At 71.0% G+C, this 24,834-nt stretch carries 25 protein-coding genes and 1 riboswitch; of the genes, 18 read left to right on the forward strand and 7 right to left on the reverse strand.

From position 1 onward, the window contains the following. Positions 1–462: 462 nt before the first annotated feature. The 5 genes from ABD268_RS12015 (at position 463) to ABD268_RS12035 (ending at position 6,309) form a co-directional block, all read left to right on the forward strand. Positions 463–2,214: a DEAD/DEAH box helicase gene (locus ABD268_RS12015; RefSeq protein WP_344152039.1), complete on the forward strand. Its 1,752-nt coding sequence runs from the start codon at positions 463–465 to the stop codon at positions 2,212–2,214. Positions 2,215–2,683: 469 nt separating this feature from the next. Next, positions 2,684–3,637 carry a PGN_0703 family putative restriction endonuclease gene (locus ABD268_RS12020; protein ID WP_344152042.1) on the forward strand — a complete coding sequence of 318 codons (954 nt, stop codon included), beginning with the start codon at positions 2,684–2,686 and terminating at the stop codon, positions 3,635–3,637. Between the two features lie 76 nt (positions 3,638–3,713). Beyond that, positions 3,714–5,375 carry a nuclease-related domain-containing DEAD/DEAH box helicase gene (locus ABD268_RS12025; RefSeq protein WP_344152045.1) on the forward strand — a complete coding sequence of 554 codons (1,662 nt, stop codon included), beginning with the start codon at positions 3,714–3,716 and terminating at the stop codon, positions 5,373–5,375. 15 nt (positions 5,376–5,390) lie between these two features. Beyond that, positions 5,391–5,513: a hypothetical protein gene (locus ABD268_RS12030; protein WP_344152048.1), complete on the forward strand. Its 123-nt coding sequence runs from the start codon at positions 5,391–5,393 to the stop codon at positions 5,511–5,513. A gap of 586 nt (positions 5,514–6,099) precedes the next feature. Beyond that, complete coding sequence (locus ABD268_RS12035; protein WP_344152051.1) at positions 6,100–6,309, forward strand: hypothetical protein; 210 nt, start codon at positions 6,100–6,102, stop codon at positions 6,307–6,309. 20 nt (positions 6,310–6,329) lie between these two features. Here the strand turns inward: ABD268_RS12035 and ABD268_RS12040 are convergent, their stop codons facing one another. Then, the gene (locus ABD268_RS12040; RefSeq protein WP_344152054.1) at positions 6,330–6,827 is read right to left on the reverse strand and encodes a hypothetical protein; all 498 of its coding nucleotides are present in this window, start codon (positions 6,825–6,827) and stop codon (positions 6,330–6,332) included. Between the two features lie 31 nt (positions 6,828–6,858). After that, a riboswitch (SAM riboswitch) is annotated at positions 6,859–6,970 on the reverse strand. Positions 6,971–7,077: 107 nt separating this feature from the next. Here ABD268_RS12040 and ABD268_RS12045 point away from each other — a divergent pair. The 4 genes from ABD268_RS12045 (at position 7,078) to ABD268_RS12060 (ending at position 11,190) form a co-directional block, all read left to right on the forward strand. Further along, positions 7,078–7,305, forward strand: a complete 228-nt coding sequence (locus tag ABD268_RS12045; RefSeq protein ID WP_344152057.1) for a hypothetical protein — start codon at positions 7,078–7,080, stop codon at positions 7,303–7,305. A 69-nt stretch (positions 7,306–7,374) separates the two neighbouring features. Next, a complete protein-coding gene (locus tag ABD268_RS12050; protein WP_344152060.1) occupies positions 7,375–8,631 on the forward strand; it encodes a lipase family protein in 1,257 nt (418 codons plus the stop codon). Positions 8,632–8,746: 115 nt separating this feature from the next. Beyond that, complete coding sequence (locus tag ABD268_RS12055; protein ID WP_344152063.1) at positions 8,747–9,943, forward strand: hypothetical protein; 1,197 nt, start codon at positions 8,747–8,749, stop codon at positions 9,941–9,943. 74 nt (positions 9,944–10,017) lie between these two features. Next, entirely contained in the window at positions 10,018–11,190 is a 1,173-nt protein-coding gene (locus tag ABD268_RS12060) for a lipase family protein (RefSeq protein WP_344152066.1), read from the forward strand. A gap of 28 nt (positions 11,191–11,218) precedes the next feature. Here ABD268_RS12060 and ABD268_RS12065 read toward each other — a convergent pair whose 3' ends face one another. Both ABD268_RS12065 and ABD268_RS12070 read right to left on the reverse strand, forming a co-directional pair. Next, complete coding sequence (locus ABD268_RS12065) at positions 11,219–11,521, reverse strand: contact-dependent growth inhibition system immunity protein (protein ID WP_344152069.1); 303 nt, start codon at positions 11,519–11,521, stop codon at positions 11,219–11,221. A gap of 14 nt (positions 11,522–11,535) precedes the next feature. After that, positions 11,536–12,822 (reverse strand): RNase A-like domain-containing protein, encoded by a 1,287-nt coding sequence (locus ABD268_RS12070; protein ID WP_344152072.1) that lies wholly within the window; start codon positions 12,820–12,822, stop codon positions 11,536–11,538. 407 nt (positions 12,823–13,229) lie between these two features. On the opposite strand from ABD268_RS12070, the gene ABD268_RS12075 reads away from it, so the two are divergent. From ABD268_RS12075 to ABD268_RS12090, 4 genes are all read left to right on the forward strand, one after another. Further along, positions 13,230–14,813: a GMC oxidoreductase gene (locus ABD268_RS12075; protein ID WP_344152075.1), complete on the forward strand. Its 1,584-nt coding sequence runs from the start codon at positions 13,230–13,232 to the stop codon at positions 14,811–14,813. A 93-nt stretch (positions 14,814–14,906) separates the two neighbouring features. Then, positions 14,907–15,389 (forward strand): hypothetical protein, encoded by a 483-nt coding sequence (locus tag ABD268_RS12080; RefSeq protein WP_344152078.1) that lies wholly within the window; start codon positions 14,907–14,909, stop codon positions 15,387–15,389. 141 nt (positions 15,390–15,530) lie between these two features. Further along, on the forward strand, positions 15,531–15,893 hold the full coding sequence (locus ABD268_RS12085; RefSeq protein WP_344152081.1) for a DUF898 family protein: 363 nt from the start codon (positions 15,531–15,533) through the stop codon (positions 15,891–15,893). A 14-nt stretch (positions 15,894–15,907) separates the two neighbouring features. Then, the gene (locus ABD268_RS12090; protein WP_344152084.1) at positions 15,908–16,831 is read left to right on the forward strand and encodes a nuclease-related domain-containing protein; all 924 of its coding nucleotides are present in this window, start codon (positions 15,908–15,910) and stop codon (positions 16,829–16,831) included. A 332-nt stretch (positions 16,832–17,163) separates the two neighbouring features. On the opposite strand, the gene ABD268_RS12095 is transcribed toward ABD268_RS12090, so the two are convergent. Continuing rightward, entirely contained in the window at positions 17,164–17,790 is a 627-nt protein-coding gene (locus ABD268_RS12095) for an HhH-GDP family DNA glycosylase (RefSeq protein ID WP_344152087.1), read from the reverse strand. Positions 17,791–17,923: 133 nt separating this feature from the next. Here ABD268_RS12095 and ABD268_RS12100 point away from each other — a divergent pair, with 133 nt between their 5' ends. The 4 genes from ABD268_RS12100 (at position 17,924) to ABD268_RS12115 (ending at position 20,630) form a co-directional block, all read left to right on the forward strand. After that, positions 17,924–18,604 (forward strand): SprT-like domain-containing protein, encoded by a 681-nt coding sequence (locus ABD268_RS12100; RefSeq protein WP_344152090.1) that lies wholly within the window; start codon positions 17,924–17,926, stop codon positions 18,602–18,604. A 417-nt stretch (positions 18,605–19,021) separates the two neighbouring features. After that, positions 19,022–19,948 carry a hypothetical protein gene (locus ABD268_RS12105; protein WP_344152093.1) on the forward strand — a complete coding sequence of 309 codons (927 nt, stop codon included), beginning with the start codon at positions 19,022–19,024 and terminating at the stop codon, positions 19,946–19,948. After that, on the forward strand, positions 19,945–20,238 hold the full coding sequence (locus tag ABD268_RS12110) for a FitA-like ribbon-helix-helix domain-containing protein (protein ID WP_344152095.1): 294 nt from the start codon (positions 19,945–19,947) through the stop codon (positions 20,236–20,238). Before ABD268_RS12105 ends, ABD268_RS12110 begins: the two co-directional genes overlap by 4 nt. A 5-nt stretch (positions 20,239–20,243) precedes the next feature. Next, positions 20,244–20,630 (forward strand): type II toxin-antitoxin system VapC family toxin, encoded by a 387-nt coding sequence (locus ABD268_RS12115; RefSeq protein WP_344152097.1) that lies wholly within the window; start codon positions 20,244–20,246, stop codon positions 20,628–20,630. An 11-nt stretch (positions 20,631–20,641) separates the two neighbouring features. Here ABD268_RS12115 and ABD268_RS12120 read toward each other — a convergent pair whose 3' ends face one another. Together ABD268_RS12120 and ABD268_RS12125 are read right to left on the reverse strand one after the other, a co-directional pair. After that, the gene (locus ABD268_RS12120) at positions 20,642–22,270 is read right to left on the reverse strand and encodes a helix-turn-helix transcriptional regulator (RefSeq protein ID WP_344152099.1); all 1,629 of its coding nucleotides are present in this window, start codon (positions 22,268–22,270) and stop codon (positions 20,642–20,644) included. A 59-nt stretch (positions 22,271–22,329) separates the two neighbouring features. After that, on the reverse strand, positions 22,330–23,439 hold the full coding sequence (locus tag ABD268_RS12125) for a flavin-containing monooxygenase (protein ID WP_344152102.1): 1,110 nt from the start codon (positions 23,437–23,439) through the stop codon (positions 22,330–22,332). 170 nt (positions 23,440–23,609) lie between these two features. Here ABD268_RS12125 and ABD268_RS12130 point away from each other — a divergent pair, with 170 nt between their 5' ends. Then, on the forward strand, positions 23,610–24,296 hold the full coding sequence (locus ABD268_RS12130; RefSeq protein WP_344152105.1) for a hypothetical protein: 687 nt from the start codon (positions 23,610–23,612) through the stop codon (positions 24,294–24,296). Between the two features lie 5 nt (positions 24,297–24,301). On the opposite strand, the gene ABD268_RS12135 is transcribed toward ABD268_RS12130, so the two are convergent. Beyond that, positions 24,302–24,769, reverse strand: a complete 468-nt coding sequence (locus ABD268_RS12135) for a hypothetical protein (RefSeq protein WP_344152108.1) — start codon at positions 24,767–24,769, stop codon at positions 24,302–24,304. Positions 24,770–24,834: the final 65 nt, after the last annotated feature.

Raw genomic sequence — 24,834 nt, forward strand, 5'->3', positions numbered from 1 at the left:
GACCTTGGGCTGCTGCGGACACTCCGCACGCAGGACCAGCTCTACGACTACGCCGAAGACTTCGGCGAGGACACTACGCTCAACTTGCTCGAGGCACTCGCCTACCCACCGACGGTAGCGGCGGTGTCGGTGTCCGCTGCTCCTGAGCCCCCAGGGGAGCCTGCTGACCCGAGTAGGAGATCGAAAGCGACGGGAACACCCGCGGTCAGCAGCGCAGCGGTCAAGCGCAGGACGACTCCTCCATACACAGCGACCCCTTCGCAGCCTTCAAAGGTGGGGCTCTCCCCTGGCCAACCATGGCCGGGGCCGCTCGGTAGTCAGCGGTGGCGACTCAGTCCCGGCCACCGCACATTGACCCGGATGAGGGACAACGTTCAGCTCCGCGACGTACTCGGTACCTCCGCGGCTGACGCTGTGGTCGCGCAGTTCCTCTCCATCAGACCATCCGGTGGACGAGTCTGGGTGGACGAGGACGGTTCCGCAGTCACCCTGGTGGACGCGTCTCCCGTGTACCTCGGCCGTCTGGGCCTCTCGGAGGCCGAACCCCCGGCTGACGACGGCACCCTCCGCGCTGGGGTCGTGGCGACGCTGTCGCGCGCTCCGGGCTCCACCGCCCGGGAGCTCGCGTTCCTGTTGAGCAAGAACGGCTACCCCGGGACCACGCGCACTGACGTGAACTCCGTCCTTTATCGGGAGCGCCACGTATTCCTCAAGGACGACTCGCAGGTCCCACGTTGGAGCTTGCAGGTGAAGGTCGCCGACGGCAGCGTCATGCGCGCAGAGGCACCAACGCCCAAGGCCAGAGCGGGAGCAAAGCCGACGGTCGAGAAGGCCAAGGATGCGCGCGGAGTTCTCGCCGACTCCCCTGCTGGGGCATGGATCGTCATGCCGATCACCGGGACCGGTCGCCGACGTGCGCCGGAGGGCGTACTGGATCTCATGACCTGGCAGCGCGAGGCCATGGCCAACTGGTACGAGCGAGGGTGTTTCGGCATCGTCGAGGCGGTCACGGGCACCGGCAAGACCCACATCGGCCTGGAGGCGGTGGCGCACGCGGCTGCAGTGGGCGAGAAGTCGACGGTACTGGTCCCGTCGGTGGACCTGCAGGATCAATGGGGTGATCGGTTCGACCGTTTCCTGCCCTCCCTCGCGGTGGCGAGGGTCGGAGGCCGGACCTCCGGGCATCCCCAGTTCGCTGATGTCACCATCGCGGTGGTTCATTCAGCCCTCAAGCAGGATCTCAGTTCATTTTCGGACGACCCATTGCTCGTGGCCGACGAGGTGCACCGATACGGGGCGAGCGAGTTCCAATACGCCCTCAGAGCCGGCTACAAGCGGCGCCTGGGGCTGACCGCCACTCTTGAACGCGGCGACGACGCCGTCGAGGCCGTCCTGGCGCCGTACTTCGGGGGAACGATCCTCAAGATAGGTTTCGACCGCGCAATTCGCGAGGGCGTCGTGGCTCCGTTCCGATTGATCATGGCCCCGGTTGCGATGAGCGAGGAAGAGGAGCAGGAGTACGAAGCTCTGACCAGACAGATCTCCAACGGCCTGAAGGTGTTGCGGAGCGAGGGTGCACTCGGTAGTGGTACGGGTGCGGCTCTGGTGCAGCAGCTGGGTCGCTTGCGCGGTGCGGGCGGACGCGTCGGGCAGGCCGCTCGCTCGGCGGAGACCGCTATGCGAAAGCGCCGTTTGTTGCTGGCAACGCTCGAAGGGAAGCTCGACGCCGTCGAGGAGCTCGCCGAGGTCATCGACGCGTCGCAGGGAGCTGTCCTCTTCACGCAGTCGAAGGAAGTGGCCGAGGAGGCGGCGGGACGCCTCCGGGAGTGGAGCGTCGCCGCCTCTGCACTGCACAGCGGCATGCCGGATCGGGAGAGACGGGACAGTCTCCGGGCGCTGGAGGAAGGACGGCTCCAAGCGCTTGCTGCCCCCAAGCTGCTCGACGAAGGCATCGACGTACCCACGGTCGATCTCGGTATCGTGATGACGGCCAGCCGGTCGCGACGCCAGATGGTTCAGCGGCTAGGCCGCGTGATCAGGCGCAAAGCCGACGGCCGAGCTGTTGACTTCGCCGTTCTGTACGCCGCGGGCACCGTCGAGGATCCGAAGGACGGGGCGCACGAGGGATTCTTCGACCTTGTGGGCGAGGTCGCCACCAACCGGCTGCAGCTGGAAACCGGTTGGACTGCCGACGCTCTCGCTTCTTCTCCCTGAAGTGCGCCACGACGGGCGTCGCGTGTGACCCTTGAGCGCAGGAACCCGAGTCGAGCGGACACCCAACTATCGGAGATCAGACGTGCTCGTCCGGTGGGGGCAGTAGGCCCGGTAGAAGGTGTAGCGCCGGGCGGAGCCCGCCCGGTCCGGCACGGCGACTTCCGAAGAAATGGACCGCCTCTGTCACGGCCGGGGGCATCCACTGCACGGCGGTCCTCGCTCCTGGTTGCCTGTCCGACAATAGTGTGCGTCCCGGGTCTCACCCGCCATGGTCGGCACGACTCCGTCTCACGCATCCCGTAGGAGCAGCTGAGCAAGGTCCGGCTGACTGGCCAAGGCGAGTTCCCAAGTCCCCTTGGCCGACCGAACTGCGCAGCGCGGAGACCTACGCCAAGCAACAATGACGGCCACGCAGCGGCATGTCGCAGATGCCTGACAGATGCGCCCGCGGTGGGTTTCACTGATGGGCATGGACGATCTCACGGGGGACCACCTTCCGCGACCCTTCGACAATGACCCTGCAGTCCGCGCCCATCGCGCCCATCAAGGTCGCTGGCGGCGGGAGACCCTCCAATGGCCAGCGGGACCGCCGACGGACAGCCGAGCCCGATCTCGCTATCCGACCCTGGACAGCTGCCTCGCCGAGGAGCATGAAGGCATCAGTGCACAGGAGGAGGGGCTGAACCTCATGTCTGACGCGGCTCGCGAGTACGCCCGCAAGCGCCTCAGCGAGCTCAAGCCCATCGGTGGTCTGGCGGAGAAAGACCGCCTGTGGCGCAACCTGCTCTCAAGCCAGCCCCTCGCCTTCAGCATCGCGGGTGAGCTGCGTGCGCACCCTTCTGCAGCGGCGGCCATGTTCGCCGAACTGACCGGTGCGGACGTTCGCGCCCTCGGCAGGCTCGACGACCCCTCCCATCAGCTGAACGGTATTGAGGCTGAGTGGTTCCCGCCGCGCGACCTGCACACGCGGGACAGGTCGGGATTCGACGTGGCTGCGATTCTCGAGCTGGCCGACGATTCTCGTCTGCTCGTCACGGTTGAGGTGAAGTACGTCGACACGTTCTCGCCCACCAAGCTCGACCCAGAGTGCTATGCCGCCGCGCTGTCCGAGATCGGGTTGGCTCCAGTGGATGCGAAGGAGATCGTGGACCAGGGTGGGAGCCAATTCCTTCGCTCGGTGCTCCTGACCGACTCCGTGCGTCGCACGGGCGTCCGCGGAGAGGGTGGAGTCGATCAGGCGATGGCGGTGGTCCTCACTCGAGGCGACGACAGCCGAGCGGCATCCGTAGTCTCCGCCCTGCACCAGCATGCGATGCCCACGTCGGTCGCCCTCTGGAGTCACGAGAACTTCTTCAACGCAGCTTCGAGTCAACCTGCCCTGTTGGAGTGGGCAGCCCGCATGAGCGACCGCTACCTCCTGTGAGCTACTCGCGGGACAGGGACAACGGCCGGCCGCAACCTCCATGGTCGGCGGCCTGCATAGTGGCAAGGTTGCGGCCATGGTGCGGCTGATCCCGGAGGAACCGGCGTTCACGACTCCGTCCGAGCGTCAAGTCTGGGAGCGGCTCCGGGATGGATTGCCGTCGACGTGCATCCTCATGGCCAACGTCCGGCTCACCGATCAGGACAAGGACCACGAGGCGGACCTGGTCGTGCTGATCCCCGAGTCGGGCATCGTGGTGCTCGAGGTCAAGGGCGGCTCGGTCTGGCACGACGAGGGTGGCTGGTGGATCCGCCGCGGTGAGGGCGACGAGCGGTGCTGGCCGGTCGACCAGGCCCGCGACACCAAGCACGCCCTCAGGCGGTACGTCGAGCAGGACCCGCGCTGGGGCGGGCGCGGCCACGTGGCGTGGGGGCACGGCGTGGTGCTGCCGTACAGCGAGCTCGGCAACGAGTTCTCCGTGCCCGACCTGCCCCGGTGGGCGCTGCACGACAAGCACGAGATGGCCGACCTGCCGGACCGGGTGTACGACAACGGGTGGGCGCTCGCGCACGGTCACCCGACGCCGAACCAGGACGACATCGAGCTGGTCGCCGAGATCCTGGCGGGCCGCCACCACACGGCGTACGACGTGAACGCGGACGCCGAGCAGCGTGCCGCGGCCGCGGACCAGCTGACCCAGGAGCAGATGGTGATCCTCCAGGTCACCCGGCTGCTGCGGCGGGTGGAGGTGCGCGGGGGTGCAGGCAGCGGCAAGACCGTGCTGGCCCTGCAGAAGGCCAAGGACCTCAGCCGCGGCTTCGGGGAGGGGCAGCACTCCGAGCGGGTGGCCCTGCTGTGCTACTCGATCGGGCTCGCGGAGTACCTCAAGCGCGTCGTGGCGTCCTGGCCGCGCAGGCACCGGCCGGCGTTCGTCGGGACCTACGAGGAGCTCGGGCGCCTGTGGGGGATCGAGATGGGCAGCCCGGACGACAGCGAGTTCTGGGAGGAACGGCTGCCACGGCTCATGGCCGAGAAGGCCGCCGAGCTGCCGCCCGGCCACCGGTTCGACTCGGTGGTCGTCGACGAGGCCCAGGACTTCGCCGACGACTGGTGGGAGGCGGTCGTCGGTGCGCTGCGCGACGAGGAACGCGGTGGCCTCTTCGTGTTCTCCGACGAGAACCAGCGCCTCTTCGCCCGCTTCGGCCGCCCGCCGGTGCAGCTCGTCCCGCTGGTCCTGGACGACAACCTGCGGAACACCCGGCAGATCTACAACTGCTTCGGCCCGCTCGCGCCGAGCCGGATGCAGGCGCGCGGTGGGGACGGGGTCGAGGTGGGGTTCGTGTCAACGAGCACGGACAAGGCCCTCGACGCCGCCGACGACCAGGTGGAGGCGCTGCTCGAGGAGGGTTGGGACCCGGCCAAGGTGTGCCTGCTGACCACCGGCCACCGGCACCCGGTGCAGACCGAGCAGGTCGAGCGCCACGGCAAGGTCGGCTACTGGCGTTCCTTCTGGGACGGGGAGGACGTCTTCTACGGCCACGTGCTCGGGTCGAAGGGCCTGGAACGGGCCTGCGTCGTCCTCTGCGTCAACGAGGAGGGCGAGCGGGACCGGGCGCGTGAGCGGTTGTACGTCGGGATGTCGCGCGCCACGGACGTGCTCGTGGTCGTGGGTGATCCCGAGGTGATCCGGCGAGTCGGTGGCGACGAGGTCGCCCGGCGACTGGGCATCCCGGTCTGAGGCCGAGGGGGACAGATGGCGCGATGGGTGTGTGACTACTGCGGAGAGACCGGCTCGGTCCCCGAGGGCGAGCTGGTGGAGTGGGTCCAGTGCCCGACCTGCGGGGAGCCGGTGCTGCCGCTGCCCGGGAGCGACTGACGCCTCGAATATTCGCTCGCTCGCCCGCGCTCTCCTGTGGTTAGGCAGCTAACCTCGACCCCCGGACCTGCGATCGACGTGGGCCATGCGATCCGGATGACGAATGAGACCAAGCGCAGAAGTGAGTGAGCTCGCAACCGGCGGCCGTGCCCGGCTCATGGGCCGAGTGGGACGGCGTCCGATCCGCTCCTCCGGCGCCTTCTTCGTGGCCGGTGTCAGCATGGTGCTCTCGGAGCCAGTCTCGCGGGTACTGCCAGTTCTCCTGTTCCTGCTGTGTTTCCTCGCTGCGCTGGCACTGCTCCTCACCGGGACACCCACGTGGTTCCGCACTCGTGACCCCAAGCGACCACGGGCTCCGCGTGCCGTCCAGGCGACTCGGCGTCGGGTGCCGCCGGAACCCGGCCGCCAGGTACACGAGATCGCCTACAACTGCGTGATCTGTGGACGGCCTCTCACCAATGCACAAAGCATGCGCGCCCGGGTGGGCAGCACGTGTATCCAGCGATACGGGCCGCGGTACAAGATGGTGCCGAACCCAGAGCACGAGCGGTGGAGAGGCCTCGTCGCCGCTGCGGAAGCCGACAGGGTGGATGAGCAAGCACGTCTCGATGTGGAGCACCTGCGCGCCATGACGCAATACCAGCAGGTCGCTGACGTCTGGGCGGCGGAGCGCGCCAGTCCCGCAGGTCAAGCCAGGCGCGAGGCGCGGCAAGTCGGTGGGCGCCTCATGTTGATCGGGGTCACGGCCCTGCCGGTCATGCTCATGGGGATTGCGGTCACGCTCCCGTTCTTCTGACTCGGGAACTGGGGGCGGAGCTATCCGGCGAGCCCCAGGTGCAGGCGAAGCTCCGCCGGGGTATTCAGGGCGCCGAGGTCGTCGCAGTCATGGTCGGTACGCCGGTCGTGCGCATCGGCGAGCGAGGGTGCCGTGACCCCCAGCCGGCAGGTGGGGCAGACCACGGCGAACCGTTCGGCGGCGTCCTGCCCGCGGGACACGGCGTACGGACGCTCGGCGAGGCGCCAGTCGCGCAGGTCGCGATGGCCGGCGGAGGTCACCACGTCCCCGTAGTTCATGACCAGTCCGCACGTGCAGGCGGGTCCGCCGGACCGTTCGCGCACGACACGGTGCACGTCGAGCGCGACCGACTCGACCTGCCACTCGAGGTCCTGCTGGATGATCGCCTCCATCCCGATCGGCCCGCAGGCACCCGGCCGCTTGCCGGTGGCGCTGAGGAAGTGGAGGTACTCCAGCGGGGTGGCGAGGATGCGGGCGTCGTAGCGGTACCCGTCCAGGGTGAGCTCGTCGAGCTGCATGGCTTTCTCCCGTCGTCAGGGCCCGTGGTCGGGCCTCGGCTTGGCCGCGGTCTGCGGCCCTGGTCTTCTCCGGAGGGCACCGTGCCGGGTGACGCGGTTGCCGCTCGGCCACGTCCGGAGGCGTGCGGCCGAGTCTCTTGACCCGCCGAGGACTGTAGGCGGCCCCGCCGACATCGCCTTGTCCCCGAGATGGGGGAGCCAGGCCCGCGTCCGCAGCGACGGACCTGTCAGGCGTCCTAGCGTCCGGGACATGTTCCAGACCCGCCCGTTCGACCCTGCCTGGCACGCGCCGAGCTCGGACGGCCGCCGCGGTCACTGCTCGTGGCACGGACGGGGGTCCTGCGGTGGGGCTCCGGTGGTGTCGTTCCTCGACGACCTCGGCTATCGGCAGTCCGGGTGCGAGCGCGCCCTCGACGAGCTCAGGGGTCGCGGCCTCGTGCACCAGCAGCGCGACCCCGACTTCGGGGAGGTCGGGTGACCGGCCGGTAACCCCGGCGCGCGGCCCTCGTTGGAGGGGAGACAGGACCTCCTGCTGAAGGGACCGCCCGTGCGTCTCCAGTCCACCGTCACTGCCCTGCTCGCGACCGCGCTCGCCGCGACCGCCACCGTGTCGCCGGCCATCGCGCCGGCGGAGGCTGCGGAGTCGTCCGGAGCGTTGGTGCGCCCGGCGAAGGATCCCTTCTACACCTACGACGGCGACAAGCCGCTCAGGGACATCAAGCCCGGCACGCCCCTGAAGACGCGGGACGTGACGCTCGCGGCGGACACCAACCAGACTCCGCTGCCGGCCGAGCAGATCCTCTACCGCACGACCGACACCCTCGGGCACGCGGTCGCGAGCGTGACCACGGTGGTGCTCCCGGCGACCGGGACGGCGCAGCCGCGGGTGGCGGCGTACCTCAGCTTCTACGACGCGCTGTCGTCCAAGTGCAACCCGTCGTACACGCTGCGCGGCGGCAACCCCGGCGCGGTCAACCAGCAGCTGACCGACCTCGAGCAGGGCACGGTCCGGAGCCTGAACCAGCAGGGCTACATCGTGACCGTGCCGGACTTCGAGAACCAGGACCTGCACTGGGTCGCTGGGCGCGAGTCGGGGCGGAGCGCGCTCGACGGGATCACCGCGACCCTCAAGGCGCTGAAGCTCGACCAGGCCACGCCGGTCGGGATGATGGGCTACTCCGGCGGGTCGATCGCCGCGAACTGGGCCAGCGAGCTCCAGCCGCGCCGCGCCCCCACGATGAACCTGGTCGGCACGGCCATGGGTGGCGTTCCGGCGAACCTGAAGCACAACCTGCCGTACGTCGACGGCACGCCCGAGTGGTCCGACGTGATCCCGGGCGCCATGGTCGGCATCAGTCGGGCGTACGGCGTGGATCTCGACAGGTACCTGTCGAAGTGGGGCCGGATGGTGGCGAAGACCGAGTCGCACCAGTGCATCGGCGAGATGTCGGGGGAGTTCCCGAACCTGACGATCAAGCACCTGATGAAGAAGCGCTACGAGGACATCCTCGCCGTGCCGGTGTTCCGGCGGATCATGAAGGACCTCCGCATGGGCTCGGTCACGGGCCACCCGAGCGCGCCGATGTTCATGCTGTGGGGCTACCACGACGGCAAGGGCGACGACGTGATGGTCGCCGCCGACCAGGCGAAGCTGGCCGCGGAGTACTGCCGCCAGGGGGTGCCGGTGCAGACCCAGGAGATCCAGGGCGAGGACCACAGCGCTGCCGGCGCGAGCTTCATCCCCGCCGCCGAGGCCTGGCTGGCCGCGCGCTTCGCCGGGACCCCGCCGCCGAGCAGCTGCTGATCAGGCCCCACACCGGCGGGCCAGCAAGTGCGCACAGCTCGCCCCGGCGCCCGAGTTGTCCACAGGCGCCGGAACGAGCGTTGTGGCGGCACCCGGACCTGCGAAGTCTTGGGGCATGACCTCACCGAGATCGCCGTTCCCGTCCCGCCCGTCCCCGGGGTTCCGCCGCGGGAAGCGGGTCAGCGACCTGATGACGCGTGAGTACGCTGCGTTCGTCGAGAGCGCGACCGCCGCCGAGCGCTCCGGCGACGCGGAGACCGCGCTCGAGTACCACCAGGGCGTGCCGATGTTCCGCCGCAGCGCGCACCGGGTCGTGCTGACGCAGCTCGCCGACCTGTCGGACGAGATGACGCCGTGGCTATGGGCGCGGTGGGCCGCCTACCAGTGCACGCGCGTCGAGGACCCGGACACGCTCGGCAAGGTGACGTCACAACTGGCGCTGGACTACACCGTGCGGGTCTTCCACACCGACGAGCTCGCCCGCGCCTGGGAGGTCGGCGACGACCCGGTCAAGCTGCTGGCCACGACCGCCGGGGAGGACTGGGCCTACCACCAGACCTGCACCTTCGAGCTCCTCGGCCTCGAGCTGTTCTTAAACTCCATGGCCGATGCGCGCCTGGCGGAGGGGTGCGCCCTGGCGCGCGAGTGGGTCGGGGCCACGATGAGCGGCTACCGGGTCGAGTCAGTGATCCCCGGACGGCTGGTCGTCCGTGACCTCGGCGAGGACCGCCCCGTCGAGGTGCTCGACTTGGGGGCGGGACTCCTCGGCGTGGGTGGCCGCCTGATCGGCCGACTGGTGCCCAGTGGGACCACCCCGGCGCTCATGTTCGACACCCGCCCGCTGCCGGTGGACGAGCAGACCGCCGTCGCGGCCGCGACCGGAGACCGTCGCAGCGCGTGGATCGCGGCGCTCGAGCAGGCGTTCGCCGAGGAACGTCTCGAGCGCTCGATGTTGCGATCCGCGGACCGCGAGCTCGTCACCGACGTGCCGAGCCTGAGCCTGCTCGAGCGCGGGACCTCGCCGGCCGCCTTGGCCAGCACCAGGCAGCAGCTCGCTCGCGGGCGTGACGAGATCGGGCGCGCGGCGTACCGCGTCCTGCGAGCGGTCACCGAGGGAACGTTCGGGACCGAGGCGGACGCGCCCTACGTGGCGGCCGCCGTGCTGAACCCCCACGGGTTCGCGGAGGCTCAGGCACAGCTGGTGGATCCCGGTCATCGCGGGGCCTGGGAGCACTGGGCACGGCTCGTCCCGGCGCCCGCCCAGGGCCGGCTCACGCGGCTGGCAGCGCTCAGCGCTGAGGCCGCGGCCTGATCGTCAAAGGGCGTCGACGTGGAGCCCGGTTGACCGGGCGGTAACCACCGCGCGGCGTGCGTCGTTGGGCGGGCATGCGCCTGCGACCCGCCCTGCTCACCCTCGCCGTGCTGGCCACGTCCCTCCTCGGGACGACCCCGGCCGAGGCCCGAACCGCCACAGACCACCGTGCCGCGCTGCCCGAGGTCGGCACGGTCCTCAGGTCCGGCCCCCTTCGGCACGACCTGTGGATCCCGCGGACGACGAGCCGGGCATACAAGCTCGCCTACGTCACCACCGACGCGTTCGGGCACAAGGTGCCGAGCACCGGCACCGTCTTCCTGCCGAAGGGCAGGGCACCCGAGGGTGGCTGGCCGGTGGTGTCCTGGGCGCACGGCACCTCGGGCATCGGCGACGGGTGTGCGCCGTCGCGGGTCGGTCCGGCGATGCCGAAGCGGGACTGGGCCTACCTCGGCACCTGGATGCGGCAGGGCTACGCGATCGTCGCGAGCGACTACGCGGGCCTGGGCACGCCGGGACTGCACGCCTACCTGCACAACCGGTCGACCGCCCACAACGTCGTCGACATGGTCAAGGCCGCGCGCAACCTCGACCTCCCCGCGTCGCAGCGGCTGAGCAACAAGTGGGTGGTGATCGGCCAGTCGCAGGGCGGCGGGGGCGCGGTCGCGACGTCGAGCTACGCGACCGAGTTCGGCGGCAAGCACCTCGACTTCCGGGGCGGTGTCGGCACCGGCACCCCGGCGTACATCGAGCTCCTCGTCTCCCTGCCCGGCCCGGCCGTGCCGCCGGTCGACGTGAGCCCGGCGCTGACGTCGTACCTCGCCTACATCCTCGCCGGCATGCGGCACGTGAACCCCGAGCTGCACATCAACAGCGTGCTGACGGCGACCGGCAAGACGTACGTCGAGATGGCCGAGCACGCCTGCGTCGTCGAGTTCGAGAAGGCGCTCGAGGGTACGGCGATCGGGGACTTCTTCACCCGGCCACTGGCGTCGCTGCCCGGGTTCGTGCAGACCGCGCGGGACTACCTGGGCATGCCGGAGACGTCGTTCGAGAAGCCGATCTTCATGGCCAACGGCGCAGTCGACACCGACGTGCCGATGGAGACGACCGCGGCGTACGTCGGGGTGCTGACCGCGAACGGCGCGGACGTGACGTTCCGGACCTACCCGACCGACCACAACGGCACCATGCGGGCGTCGCTGGTCGACTCGGTGCCGTTCGTGCGGGCGCTGTTCGCCGGCTGACCACGGGTCAGTCGGTTGGCTGTCTGCGTCAGTTGCTGTTGGTCTGGCCGGTCGCGGCCGCCACCCTGCGGGCGATCTCGGTGAGCCAGCCGCGGTAGCCACCCTCATCGTCAAGGGGCCCGAGTTGACAGCCGAGCGTGTCGACGAACCTTTCCAGTTCTGCTTCGTCGGGGTAGTTGGCCAGAGTCCACGCCACTTCGCCAGGAAGGAGGACAGCGAGGTCGGGTGATTCCGTGACGAAGGCGTCCACGTTTTCCCAGACGTCGCCGATCAGGTCGTAGTCCTGGTGGAGGTATGCGCTCATCAGCTGGCGCAGGGCGGGGGTCTGCATGTCTCTCCTTGCTCTCACGGCTGCGGGTAGGCGGTATGGATACGGAAACCCTCAGGCATGGACGGGTCTTTGCGCAGCACGGCACGCACGCCCGTGACGTCGAAGACGTCGCCGCTGTTGCGACTTGCCGAACGACCTGTCACAAACCCCAGATCGCCTTCGGGAACGAGTGGGCCTCTGCCGTGGGACAGCCATTCCTCGATCTCCCTCCGGTGCCGGCGGAGGAGGGTCTGTATTCCCCGCTCGGCGGTTTCGGTATCGGGGAAGGTCGAGATGAACTTGGGTCGCGGATTCTCGTTCACACGCTGCAGCAGCTCCTCGTCTGTCTTGCCGACGTGCCGATCGATCGTGTGACTTCCCGAGTGCTCGTGCCTGGCGAGCCAGCCGGACTCCCGCTCCCACCAGAGCTTGAGCGTGCCGCTCTCGCCGCGCGCCACAGTCCGCGCGACGGCGGCGTCCCTGAACTTCGTCAGCGTGACCCGTGTGGCCTGAAGCGCCTCGCGGGCAGCGCGGACGGACGCGGCGATTCCGGCAGCGAGGGCGCGCAGCGCTTCGAGGATGGCGGCGAAACGGGGTGATTCGGCGGCCACCCGGGCCGCCACCGCGGACAGACCGGCGGCGGTGCCCGCACCACCGGTGACTGCGCCGATCGCGACGCTGATCAGCACGCCCTCGACGACCTGCTCGAGCAGCCACTCGGCCAGGTCGATGATCTCGGCGCGCTTGGTCTCGACGTGGTCGGCGTACGTCCTGCAGGCCGCCCCGAGGGAGGCGAGCTGGTCACCGAGCGCGCGGATCGAGCTGCGCAGCTCCTGGGTCGCGTCGATGGCGAGCGGGATCTCGGGGGAGCGTTCGCCCCAGAAGCCGCGGATCGCCGAGTCGCAGCAGGTGAAGAGGTCGTCGAGGCCCGCCGCCGCCTCGACCCACGAGGACTCGGCGGCGCGGAGCCGGTCGACGTCGGCGCTGGGCCAGACGAACCCCTCGATGTGGTCGAGGATCCAACCCACCTTGTTGGGCAGCACGGGACTGTCGGCCCCGAGGGATGTGGGCGGTGCGAGTGGGAGCACGCTGACGTAGCCCGAGTCGTCGCCGACGTCGGGCAGGCAACCGCCCTCGTATACGCCGGCCCCACCCACGATCGAGCGGAGCTCGGCCCGGGTGTGGTTGGCCAGCGAGGCCGCGGTCAGGTGCCCCAGGCCGGTGAACGACTCGACCAGGTCCGCCAGCGACGCGACGGCCACGCGCGCGCCCTCGTCGTACGCCCTGGCGAACTCCTGCGACGTGCTGTCGTCACCGGCCATCCCGCCGTACGCCGGCAGTCGGCCACCGAGCCGGGTGAAGCAGAGGGCTGCCAGCTGGTTGCCCTCGACGAAGGCTCGGGTGGCGGTCTCGTACCCGCCGCCGTCGATCTCGAGCCTCATCGGACCAGCGCTGCGCGCAAGGCGTGGTCGTCGACCGCGATCGTCATGGAGGACCCCCGAGAGGTGCGTGTACGTCGTCCCTGCCCAGCCTTCCCCTCGATCACCGCGAAGGGGAGGCCCAGGACGACATCTGTGGACAACCGGCGCCCGGAGCGTTCAGGGGTCGGGCGGACGGCTGAGTGGCACGTCACGTCCGGATGCCGGATCTCCCTCTACTGCAGGGGATCCGTGACTGGTTGAGTTCGTGGTCGTCAAGGATCGGGCCGAGACCACCGGAGGAACGGCGCATGGGCGCACTGTCGAGACGAACCTTCCTGGGAGCGGCGGCGGGCGTCACCGCGGTGGGCGTGGCCGGTCCCGCCAGGGCGAGCATCCTGGGCGTGCCGGTCACCGAGGAACGCCGGCAGGCGGTGGTGATCGGCTCCGGGTTCGGCGGTGGCGTGACCGCGCGGCGGCTCGGGCAGGCCGGGATCAGGACGCTCGTCCTCGAGCGCGGTCGGCGCTGGCCGACAGGTCCGGGCTCGGACACCTTCCCGACCCTGATGCACAACGACAAGCGCTCGTCGTGGCTCTCCCCGGTGCCCACCATGCCCGCGCCGTACGCCGACCCCACGTCGTACGTGCCCTACACCGGCCTCATCGAGCGGCACCGCGGCCAGGGCATCGACATCATGTGCGCGGCGGCTGTGGGTGGCGGGTCGGTCCCGTACCACGGCATGACCGTGCAGCCGCAGCGCGAGTCGTTCGAGACCACGATCTCGCGGTCGATCGACTACGACCAGCTCGACGCCGACCACTACCGCCGGGTCGCGCGGGACCTGCGCGTCTCGCCGATCCCCGACGACGTGCTGGCCGACCCCCACTACTCGGCGCCGCGGATGTTCCAGCGGCGTGGGCAGGAGGCGGGCTTCGACACGTTCCGGATCGACACGCCGACCGACTGGGACGTCGTACGTCGCGAGCTGCGCGGCGAGCTGCCGCCGTCGTACATCACCGGCGACATCATCTTCGGCTGCAACAACGGCGGCCGCTGGTCGGTGGACGTCACCTACCTCGCGCAGGCCACGGCCACCGGCAACGTCGAGGTGGCGCCGCTGCACCGCGTCGCCGACATCTCCCGCAGCGCGGCGGGGGAGTGGGTGGTGCGCGCCGAGCGCATCGACACCGCCGGCAACGTGCTGCAGCGCAAGGCGATCACCACTCCTGCACTGTTCCTCGGCGCCGGCTCGCCGGGCACCACGCGGCTGATGGTCAAGGCCCGCGACAAGGGCCTGATCCCCGACCTGCCGGACGGCGTCGGCACCGGCTGGGGCACCAATGGGGAGCGGGTCTACGTCGCGGCGACCGCCGAGGACAGCCCGGGCGAATACCAGGCCGGGCCGGTCTCGATGGGCGCGCGCGACTGGTCCGACCCCGCGCGGGCGCTGACGATGACGATGGGGCCGATGCCGACGCCCGTGGACCCGCACGCCTACAGCGTGGCCGGGTTCATGGTGACGACGCAGACCGGCGAGTGGCAGTACGACGCGCTGCGCGACGACGCCGTCCCGGTGTGGGACCGCACCAAGGAGTCGGACACCAAGCCGGTGCTCGACGCGGCGGTCGAGAGGCTGACCAGCGACACGCCGTACCACGTGAACCTCGACAGCAACCTGCTCGACGACTCGACCTGGCACTCGGTGGGCGGGATGCCGTTCGGCACCGCGGTCGACGACGCGGGGCGGGTGCTCGGGCAGCGTGGCCTCTACGTCATGGACGGCTCGCGGATCGCCGGCTCCTGCGCGGCCTGCAACCCGTCGATGACGATCGCGGCGCTTGCGGAGTACTCGATGGATCGGGTGCTGCGGGAGGACATGGACGTGCTCGCCTGAGGGTGCGGGCGGCGACGCGGGATTAGCGGCAGCGTGCGCGGATGGCGCGGCGGGAACGGCCGAAGGAATGGAACGCAACAGGGGACCTCAGTGATGAATGACGACGAGATGGCGCAGGACCGCACCGGCGAGCTGGCCGAGATCCTCGGCATGCCGGCGCGCGACTTCGCCGAACTGTTCGGCGCGGGGTGGACCGAGAACGACGGCCCGGTATGGCACGACTACGACAGCGATCCGTCGGGCGGGGGTGGGCTGCCCGTGACGCCGTGGATGATCGCGGGCGATCCGCCGCAGCTGATGATCCGCGTCTTCCACCACGGCGTCTTCCTGGCTCAGCCCGAAGGCGAGTGGAGACACGGCAGCCACGGCCTCGAGTACCGGCCCGGTCTTCAGAGGTACCTCCCGAGCGATGAGTTCGGCACGCGTGGGCCGGAGATGATCGGCGAGCTGTTGAGGCGTCGCCGGCGCACGTTCCGGTACTGCCGCTTCTGCCGCGGCCTCACCCCGCCGGAGCTCAGGATCGACAAGGACGTCTGTATGGGCTGCGGGACGGAGTGGTACGGCGTCGTGTACTGACGAAGCCTCGCACCCGCGGCGTCACGCCACGGGGAGTCCCGGGGCTCGTGTCGTCGGTTCCTGTGTTCGGCTGCGGGGAGCCGCGGACATACCTAGGGTCATCTCCGGTCCGCTCGGGCCGATGACCTGAAAGGCAGTTCAATGGCTCGCAACTCGGGACGCTTCCAGTTCGACGGAGGCGCCGCGACGTACGTCGGAACCGCCGTCCTCGGTTTCCTCATCACCGTGTGCACGCTGGGCATCTGCTACCCGTTCGCTCTGGTGCTCAAGGAGCGGTGGCGCGCGAAGCACTCCTACATCGACGGGCAGCGGCTGGTGTTCACCGGCTCCGCGGTCGGCCTGTTCGGCAACTGGATCAAGTGGCTGCTCCTGTCCTTCATCACGCTCGGGATCTACCTGTTCTGGGTCGGCCCGCGGATCGCTCGGTGGAAGTGGCAGCACACGGACTTCGAGCAGGTGTCGATGCCGAGCGCCCCGCCCGTCGGCGCGGGGCTCAACCTCTGACCGCGCGGTCTGACATGGAGGAGGTGCACGAGATCACCCGCTGGCGCAGGTACGGCAAGGACCGGCTCTACGTCGGTCGCGCCGACGGCACCAAGGTCGGGTGGTGGGACCTCCAGGCAGACGACGGGCATCCCGAGTCCGAGGAGTACGCCGCCGAGCTGGGCGAGGCGGTCCGCCGGTGGCGGGCCGGCATCGAGTCAGACGAGTCAACCGACGCGCCCGCTGGGATGGTGCCGGTGATGATGGTCCAGGAGGTGGCGCCGGCACCCGAACCGTTGCCGGAAGCTCCAGCGGTCGAGCCGGCGCGCCCTGCGCGTCCCTGGCTCGACCTGGCCACCAACGTGGCCGGGGAGGCGGCGCGGGAGCAGGCGCTGGCCGCCAAGGAGGCGGCTCCGGTCCGCACCCTGGTGGCTCGCGTCATGCGGGTCCACACCGACGAGCGAGCCTGGCGCATCGGGGCGGACGGCGAGGAGAGGGTCGCCTCCCAGTTCGACAAGGTCCTGAAGAAGGACCCGCGGTGGCAGTTCATCCACGCCATCCCGGTCGGGACACGCGGCTCGGACATCGACCACCTCGTCATCGGGCCGGGCGGAGTATTCACGGTCAACACCAAGAACCACCCCAACGCGAAGCTGTGGGTCGGCGGGGACACGTTCCTGGTGAACGGGAACCGTCAGCCCTACGTCCGGAACGCTCGGCACGAGGCCGCCCGCGTGGCCAAGCTGCTCACGGAGGCCTGCGGCTTCCCGGTCCACGTCGAGGGCGTGATCGCGCCGGTCAACGCGATCGAGGTGACCGTCAAGACTCCGCCGAAGGACGTGCACGTCGTTCCGCGCCGGCAGATCGCGAAGTGGCTCCTGCGTCACGGTGACGTGGTGCCGGCGGAGCAGCAGGCGACGCTGTTCGGCGTGGCTCGCCGCTCGACCACCTGGAAGTAGCGCAGACGCCCGGTGCCCCTGCGTCGTGCGGCTCAGCGTGCGCCGGGGCGCACTCTCAGGCGCACGACTCCAACACCGATGCGGCGGCGGGTGCGCGCTCGCGCCCCAGCGCTCGAGCCACTCGTCGAGCACGTCGGGCGCCAGCAACGGCGACACCCTCTGGCGCACGCCCCACGGCCTGTGGCGCCTGGTGCACCCCGACGGCACGTCCGCCATCGACGAGCGGGCTGCAGCGGAGTGCTTCGGCGACGACGAGCTCACCCCGGCCCTGGCTCGGCTGTGGTGGGAGCACCGCAAGGTCGCCGCCTGACCTTGGATGTGGCCCCTGCGGCTCAGTCTCCGAGGACGTCGTCGACGACCTTCTCGTCCCGTGCCGCCCGGACGCAGCCGGCGACCAGGCGCGGCAGGTCCCTGGCCGGGACGAGCGCGGCCAGCTCGTCGGGGGAGCGGGGGAGGCCCAGGCGCTCGGCCCCGTCGGCGGCGAGTCGGTCGACGTACGGCGCGAGGTCGGTCCACACGCCCTGCACCTCGCGGCAGAAGATCGCCGCCCCGGCCGGCCCGATGCCCTTGAACTGCTGCAGGTCGCCCCCGAGATCGCGGGTCTGCTCGTGCAGCCGGCGCAGGTCACCACCGAACACCTCGAGCACGACGTGCGCGAGCCCACCCAGCTGCGTGGACGTGCGCTCGTCGTACCGCCGGTAGTGGCCGCGACCCAACGCGTCGACGCGGTCCTGCCAGGAGGCGTCGCGCATGCCGCGGGGCGTGCCGTACCCGGCGTCGAACAGCTCGCGTGCAGCCGCGACGGCGACACTCGATCGGATCCGGGCGGAGAGCAGCAGGCTCAGGACGAGCAGCTGCCAGAGCGGGGCGGGCTCGTCGGCCAGCCGGATCCCGGCCTCCTCGGCGTACGTCGTCCCGTGCCGTTCGAGCAGCGCGCTGACCACGTCCTCGGTGCTCATGAGGCCTTGGTACCCGATCGAGCACGGCGGGACGCGTCTGCGCGACTGTCAGCCGGGCGAATGCGCTGTCGGTGCCGGCTCCTACCGTGTCCTCCGCAGCAGCCACGGTGGCTCGCGAACCGAGGGGGAGTGGATGGACCTGACCGAGGCGGCGCGGATGGGGCGCCGGCTGCTGGACCAGCACGGACTGCACGACTGGACGATCGTCTTCGACCGCGCCAAGCGGCGCGCGGGCATCTGCCGGTGGGCGAGGAAGGAGATCGGGCTGAGCGCACCGTTGACCTCGATCCACCCCGAGAGCGAGGTGCGCGACACCGTCCTCCACGAGATCGCCCACGCCCTGGTCGGGCCCCGGCACGGCCACGACCGGGTGTGGCGCGCCATGGCGCTGCGCATCGGGTGCAGCGGCGAGCGGTGCTTGAGCGACGACGCGCCCGGCATCGACGGCGACTGGGTCGGCACTTGTCCGGCCGGCCACCGGCTGACCCGGCACCGCCGGCCCGAGCGCCCGTCGGCGTGCCGCGCCTGCTCGCCTGCCTTCGACGTCGCGCACCTGCTGACGTGGACGTTCCGCGGCCAGCCCGCGCAGATGCTGCCCGGCTACCGGGCCGAGCTCGAGCGGCTCACCGCGGCGGCGGCCCGCCCGGTCGCTGGGCGGCCCGTGCGGATGGGTGAGCGGGTGCGCATCGTGGTCCCCGGCAGCAAGTACGACGGGGTGACCGGCACGCTCGTCAAGCGCGGCCGGACCCGCTACCACCTGCGCGTCGGGAACTCGGTGATGACCGTGCCGTTCGCGATGGTGCAGCCCGCCTGACGTAGTCCCGGAGTTCGACCCGTCTGGCAGCCGAGAGGAGGTTGTCCACAGATCGCTGAACCGGTCTGGTGCCGGCGCCTGCCGAGGTCTTCAGTGGACGCATGCCGAAATCACGGGGACGCAAGCCACGCAAGCACTCATCCGTCCGCTCGCAGCAGCACCGGCCGACCCGCGCCGAACGCGAGAAGGCGCAGTTGCCGATCATGCTGCCGATCATGCAGGCGGCCAACGAGGCCGAGGTCCGCGGCGATGCGGCCGGCGCGCTCGAGGTGATCCTGTCCCGTCTGGTCGGATCGGACGGGAGGATCTTCTGGCACCCCGAGCGGGTGTGTCGGCTCAGCCAGCTGTACGTGCTCGGGCCGTTGCTACCCCCGGTGGGCGACGTCGCGGTGGATCCTCGCGCAGGCGCTGCAGGTCATGGAGCCGAGCAACCGAGACCGCAGTCTGCGTGCCTACGAGACGGCCGTCCGGGTGCGCGGCGGTCCGGACATGGTGCGCGGCGCCGACGACTTCGACCGGAGGGTCGAGGTGGCGGACCACGACTGGGTGTTTCGCCAGCTGTTCCTCTACGAGCTCGGCGGCCTCGACCACTTCCTGCGCCGGGTCGCCGCCCCCGGCCTGCTGGCCGGGGCGGACCGCATCGATGAGTGGGCGGCGACGCCCATGGGTGGCTACCGCCTGGTGGAGGAGACCCCGCGCGAGCTGACGTGGGAGGACCTCGGCTCCGGCGCTGAGGTGCGGACGATCAACCTGGGCGCGAGCACGATGACGGTGCCCGGCGGCTGCGTTCTGGGGCGGGTGGTGCCCACCGACGAGGGCTCCATGTTCGAGAGCGCGCCGCTGGTCGTGCCGGAGGGTGCCGCGCTGGACGTCGCCCGCGACCGGCGCAGCTGGGTGGACGCGGTGGAGCGAGCCTGCCGCGACGAGTACCCGGTGGAGGACGACGACGACGATCTCTGCATCACGGGCAGCTTCGACTTCGCGATGCTCACCGACGTCCCCGGCATCACCCAGCACTGGCTGCAGCACCTCGCCGCCGAGATCCCCTGGACGCGGCACGACGAGTGCGACCCGCTTGGGCTCGCATTGGGGTTTGTGCGGGCGGCCCTGGACGAGACGCTGCAACCGGTGCTGGACAACGCCATGAAGGGGTTCGACGCCACCCCTCTGGCTGCGGGGCCGCCGGTGTCCGCCGCCCTGGTGGAGCCGCACGTCAGCGAGCACCTGCTGCACGAGCTGACGCCGGCGGACGCAGACGCGTTGCGAAGCCTGGGCGCGCGGCTGCCGAGACCTGCCGCGGACGTGTGCCTCGGGCTGGCGGAGATGCTGCGCGAGGCCGCGTGAGCGCGGCCGATCCCCACATGATTGCGGAACGCCTGCACCAGCAGCAGAATGCATGCATGGTGTCGATCACGATCCGGGACGTGCCCGAGGAGACTCGCAACGAGCTGGCAGCTCGAGCCGCAAGGAGCGGTCGGTCGCTCCAGGAGTTCTTGCGTGGCCAACTCGTGGAGATGGCTTCCCGTCCCGATCGTGCGGTCGTCCTGGCCCGCATGACGGCTCGGGTGAAGCGCGATCAGGCCCACGTCACCGTCGACGAGATCCTCGAGGCCACGGACGCCGACAAACGATGACGTTCGTGCTGGATGCCTCGGTCGTCGTGGCCGCGGCGACCGACGCCGGCCCGGTCGGCGACTGGGCCAGGACCACCCTTGGGCACGGTCACCTCGTCGCGCCGCACCTGCTGCCGGTCGAGGTGACCAACACCCTGCGACGCCTGGTTCTGGCGGGCGTCATCGACGCGTCCTCGGCCTCTTCCGGCCTGCGCGACCTGAGCGATCTCGGGATCGAGCTCTACCCCTTCGAACCCTTCGCCGATCGGGTGTGGGAGCTGCGGTCGACGGTCAGCTCCTACGACGCGTGGTACGTCGCGCTCGCCGAGGCGCACGAGGCGCCCCTGGCAACGTTGGACATGCGGCTCGCCCGGGCCAAGGGACCACGGTCCGCGTTCCTCCAGCCGTCCTGAGTAGGGCCTGGTCAGACCAGGTCGTGCTCGAACGCGTACGCCGCGGCAGCGGTGCGCGACCCCACGCCGAGCTTGGTGAAGATGTTGGAGAGGTGCCGGGCGACGGTCTTCTCGCTCAGGACCAGCTCGGCCGCGATCGCGGCGTTGCTCCGGCCCGCGGCGACCAGCCGCAGCACCTCCGCCTCACGCGCGGTCAGGCCGGCCGGCAGCGTGGCCGGAGCGAGCAGCCGCTCGACCTCCTCGATCGCCGGCGCCGCCCCGAGCTCCCGGAACGTGGCGAGGGCTCCCTCCAGCTCGGCGCGGGCCGACCCGGGATCACCCAGGGCCGCCAGCGCCCGCCCGGTGAGCAGGCGCACCCGCGCCGCGTCGTACGGGCTGCCCACGCGTGCCCACAGCTGCCGCGCCTTGCGCAGGTAGGGCAGCGACCCGGCCGCGTCGCCGGAGGCGACCTCCACGGCGGCCGCGGCGGACGCCGCCATCGCCTGCACCCCGGTCGACCCGATCTGCGCGGCCGCCCGGTCGAGCCGCTGCGAGGCCGCGCGGGCCTCGTCGACCGCGCCGACACCGATCAGCACCTCGACGGCTCCCGGCAGCATCCGGCACGCCGCCACCGGGTCGGACACCTCAGCGAGCAGCCGCCGCACCGCGCCCGCCGCCGCGTCGGGGGAGCCGCGCGCCAGCCACAGCTGGGCCAGCCCGGGTTGTGGGTCGTGCCCGTGCTCGGTCGCCCGCTGGTACGCCGCGTCCGCCGCGTCGTACTCGCCCCGCAACCGCAGCACGTCGCCGCGCTCGCCCTCGGCGAGGCCGGCGGCGTCCAGCGTGTGGGCCTGCCGGTAGCGGTCGACGGCGTGCTCGAACTCCTCCAGCGCCTCGGGCCACGCACCCTGCACCCGCATCACCTGCCCACGGTGCACCGAGCACTGCCCGGTGAACGTGACCAGCCCCGGCATCGCCGAGCACCAGCGGTGCAGGGCGGAGGTCCACTCGGCCACGCGGCCGAAGTCGGAGATCTCCTGGCACCCCTCGATGGCGGTGCAGTAGACGTTGCCGAAGACCTCGGGCGTCACCTCGCCGGCGGTCGCGGCGGCCATCGCCTCGTCCAGCAGGGCCAGCCCCCCGGCCACGTCACCGAGGTAGATGGCGAACCGGCCGGAGGCGCACAGGCCGAGGGCGAACAGGTCGGGGTCGCCGTGCCGCCGGCCGGAGTCCGTCGCCTCGGCGGCGAGGGCGGCGGCCTCCGCGAACTCGCCGGCAGCCAGGTGGCGGTACAGGCGCAGGAACGCGACGTACCCCCGCTCCACGGCGTCTGCCGGAAGCTGCTCGAGGAGGCGGTCGGCCCGGGCCGTCCAGCCACCCGCGAGCGCGGCCTCGCCGGTGGTGCCCAGGATCATCGCGATGTGGAAGGCGCAGCGGACGGCGGCGGCGGGGTCACCCGCCTCCTCGCACAGGCGGAACGCCCGCTGGTGGTGGCCGACGGCGTCCTCGGACCGGCCGAGGAGGTACGCCGAGAGCGCGGCGCTGCGCAGGTCCTCGATGCCTAGCGCGTCGGGATCGACGCCGGACCACGTGTCGAGCGCGGCCGCCCACTCGCCGCGCTCGTAGTCCACGCGCGCCTGCACCAGCTCGTCGACCACGCCCATCGCGGGCACCTCCCACTTCGGACGATACTCGCGCGGGCGGGTCGACGACGCCCGCTCTCTCAGGCGGCCCGGGCAGGCTCCCGGCCGGCGCCGTGGGTCTCGCGCTCGACGATCCGGCGGGCCACCAGCTCGGCGTCCCGGCCCACCCCGGGCAGCAGCATCGAGGAGAAGGCGTACTGGAAGGACAGGCCGCAGAAGAACAGGCCAGGCGCCTCGTCGACGACGCCGCGGAACTCACGCGGCCAGCCGTCCTCGCCCAGCACCGGCAGGTCGATCCAGCCGAACGTCTGGCGGAACCCGGTCGCCCAGATGACGTTGGCCGCCTCGACGGTGGTGCCGTCGGCGAGCAGCGGCAGCCCGTCGCGGACGCCCTCGACACGGGCCTCGGTGCGGACCACGCCGCGCTCGGCGAGGTCGGAGCGCTTCACCCGCAGCATCGGCCCGCCGTGGAACCGGATCTCCTCCATCTCCTTGCGCCCGATCGGCGTCCGTCGGGTCACCACGTGCCGCCAGGCGAAGAGCAGCATCGGGAAGACCACGTGCATCCGCCGCGACTCCAGCCGGATCGGGATCTCGCCGCAGTCGCGCCCGGCCAGCGTGGTCTGGTGGGTCTCGGCCACCTCGTAGGCGATGTCGGTCCCGGAGTGCGAGGCGCCGACCACGAGGACCGGGCCGTCGCGCAGCTGGCCGGGGCGGCGGTACTCGCTCGAGTGCAGCTGCAGGATCGAGGGGTCGAGGTCCTTCGCGGCCTCGGGGATCTTCGGCGTACGGCCGAAGGTGCCGGTGGCCACGACCACGTTGTCGCAGTGCAGCGGCCCGGTGTCGGTTGTGACGACGTACCCGTGGCCGTCAGGGGCCGCGGACAGCCGGTCGACGCGGACCCCGAGCCGCACCGGCAGCTCGAAGCGCCGTGCGTAGGACTCGAGGTAGTCCGCGACGTCCTCCTTGCCCGGGAACGACCATGGCTCGCCGGGGAACGGCATCCCGGGCAGGCCGTCGAACTTCGCGGGCGAGTAGAGCCGCAGGCTGTCCCACTGCTGGCGCCAGTTGTCGCCGATGCGCTGGTTGCGGTCCAGCACGACGCACTCCCGGCCGCGGCTCGTGAGGTGGTACGCCGTGGCGAGGCCGGCCTGCCCGGCTCCGATGATGACGGTCTCGACGTGGTTCATGGTTCCTCCTCGGTGGGCTGGTGATCCCACGCTAGGAACGCGGCCGACCCCGTCGCATCGGGTGGACGGCGCACCTGTCGGCCTGGTCACGATGGGTGGAAATACCCATCCCCCATTGGGTCTTGTAGGCGCCGCAGGACCGGGCGCATGCTGGATCGATAGGAGGAGCCATGGTCACTCACGAGATTCCCGACGGCCTCCCGGTCCTGTCCCGGGGCAAGCACCGTTCTCCCCGCAAGGGCGCCTGCTTCATGGAGATGGCGTCCGTGCTCGCGAACGAGAAGTGGAGCGACCACCCGGGCTGCACCCATCCGGTGCTCGCGCACCTGGCCCGGCTGGTCAACGACCACACCAGCGACCAGAACCGTGGGGAGCTCGCGCCGCTCATCCCGTCCGTGGTCGGCCTGCGCGGCGGGGGCCTCCCCTGGACCGTGGGGCTGACGGCCGCGGTCGCGCTGCACGCGCTCCCCGACGTGCCCGCGTCCTCGCAGCGCGCGCTGCTGGCGGGCCTGGTCCGGTGCCACGAGGCGGCCGTCAGCCTCGGCCCGGGTGCCGTGGACGGCGAGGACGACATCCGTCAGGCGCTGGCCGACAACCCCGGGGTCGTGGCGTGGGCGCGCCGGTTCTCCTCGGGTGCGCCGCTGAGCGAGAAGCAGTTCGAGCGGCGCTCGGCCCCGAGCGTCATGCAGTGCGCGGTCGGTGGGCTGGTGGCAGCGTCGGTCTACGACTCCGACACGCGGCTGCGTGACCTGCTGCGGGTGGGCATCGACACCGGCCTGCGGCTGCAGCCGCGTCCGGCTCCTGTGGGCACCGACTGGCCGTCGACCCGGACGGGTGCTGCGCGCTCGACCAGCTGAGTCCCTCAGCTGTTGCTCGGGCAGGGGATCTGCTCGGCGAGGGTCTGGGCCGCGTCGCCGAGGGCGCCGGCGGCCTGGCCGAGGTCCTCGAGAGTCTTCAGGGCGCCCTGGTTGCTGCTGCCGATCGACTTCACCTGGTCGGCGAACGTGTTCAGGGCGGCCTGGAAGGTGGCGAGGTCGTCGGAGTAGGCGTCGTCGGCCACGGTCACCAGGTCCTTGAGGTCCTGGCTGATCGCGGTCAGGGAGGCCTTGTACTCCGGCGCCGTGTTGTCCTCCTTCATCCCCTTCACGTCTGCGTCCAGCTTGTCCTTCGCGTCGCACACGTCGGCGGCGGCCGGCTCGGTGGGGCTGGTCGCGGTCGGTGACGGGGTCGTGGACGACGAGCCGGCGCTGTCGTTGGAGTCGCCGCCGCATCCGCCGGCGACCAAGGACAGGCCGAGGGCAAGGACGAGGGCGAGCAGGCGGTGGGTCACGGCGTACCTCCGGAGTCGTTCACCCCACCATCCGTGCGCCCCGCCGGGGGGCGCCTCACCCGCGA

The organism is Nocardioides koreensis, assembly GCF_039531775.1.
GTDB classification, from domain to species: domain Bacteria; phylum Actinomycetota; class Actinomycetes; order Propionibacteriales; family Nocardioidaceae; genus Nocardioides; species Nocardioides koreensis.

Coding starts and splice junctions, on each gene's coding strand:
- ABD268_RS12130 (WP_344152105.1), top strand. CDS start 23,610: ATGGTCACTCACGAGATTCCCGACGGCCTCCCGGTCCTGTCCCGGGGC.
- ABD268_RS12125 (WP_344152102.1), bottom strand. CDS start 23,439: ATGAACCACGTCGAGACCGTCATCATCGGAGCCGGGCAGGCCGGCCTC.
- ABD268_RS12065 (WP_344152069.1), bottom strand. CDS start 11,521: ATGCAGACCCCCGCCCTGCGCCAGCTGATGAGCGCATACCTCCACCAG.
- ABD268_RS12095 (WP_344152087.1), bottom strand. CDS start 17,790: ATGAGCACCGAGGACGTGGTCAGCGCGCTGCTCGAACGGCACGGGACG.
- ABD268_RS12070 (WP_344152072.1), bottom strand. CDS start 12,822: ATGGCCGGTGACGACAGCACGTCGCAGGAGTTCGCCAGGGCGTACGAC.
- ABD268_RS12075 (WP_344152075.1), top strand. CDS start 13,230: ATGGGCGCACTGTCGAGACGAACCTTCCTGGGAGCGGCGGCGGGCGTC.
- ABD268_RS12060 (WP_344152066.1), top strand. CDS start 10,018: ATGCGCCTGCGACCCGCCCTGCTCACCCTCGCCGTGCTGGCCACGTCC.
- ABD268_RS12090 (WP_344152084.1), top strand. CDS start 15,908: ATGGAGGAGGTGCACGAGATCACCCGCTGGCGCAGGTACGGCAAGGAC.
- ABD268_RS12030 (WP_344152048.1), top strand. CDS start 5,391: ATGGCGCGATGGGTGTGTGACTACTGCGGAGAGACCGGCTCGGTCCCC.
- ABD268_RS12045 (WP_344152057.1), top strand. CDS start 7,078: ATGTTCCAGACCCGCCCGTTCGACCCTGCCTGGCACGCGCCGAGCTCG.
- ABD268_RS12040 (WP_344152054.1), bottom strand. CDS start 6,827: ATGCAGCTCGACGAGCTCACCCTGGACGGGTACCGCTACGACGCCCGC.
- ABD268_RS12025 (WP_344152045.1), top strand. CDS start 3,714: ATGGTGCGGCTGATCCCGGAGGAACCGGCGTTCACGACTCCGTCCGAG.
- ABD268_RS12120 (WP_344152099.1), bottom strand. CDS start 22,270: ATGGGCGTGGTCGACGAGCTGGTGCAGGCGCGCGTGGACTACGAGCGC.
- ABD268_RS12080 (WP_344152078.1), top strand. CDS start 14,907: ATGAATGACGACGAGATGGCGCAGGACCGCACCGGCGAGCTGGCCGAG.
- ABD268_RS12055 (WP_344152063.1), top strand. CDS start 8,747: ATGACCTCACCGAGATCGCCGTTCCCGTCCCGCCCGTCCCCGGGGTTC.
- ABD268_RS12085 (WP_344152081.1), top strand. CDS start 15,531: ATGGCTCGCAACTCGGGACGCTTCCAGTTCGACGGAGGCGCCGCGACG.
- ABD268_RS12100 (WP_344152090.1), top strand. CDS start 17,924: ATGGACCTGACCGAGGCGGCGCGGATGGGGCGCCGGCTGCTGGACCAG.
- ABD268_RS12105 (WP_344152093.1), top strand. CDS start 19,022: ATGGAGCCGAGCAACCGAGACCGCAGTCTGCGTGCCTACGAGACGGCC.
- ABD268_RS12020 (WP_344152042.1), top strand. CDS start 2,684: ATGGACGATCTCACGGGGGACCACCTTCCGCGACCCTTCGACAATGAC.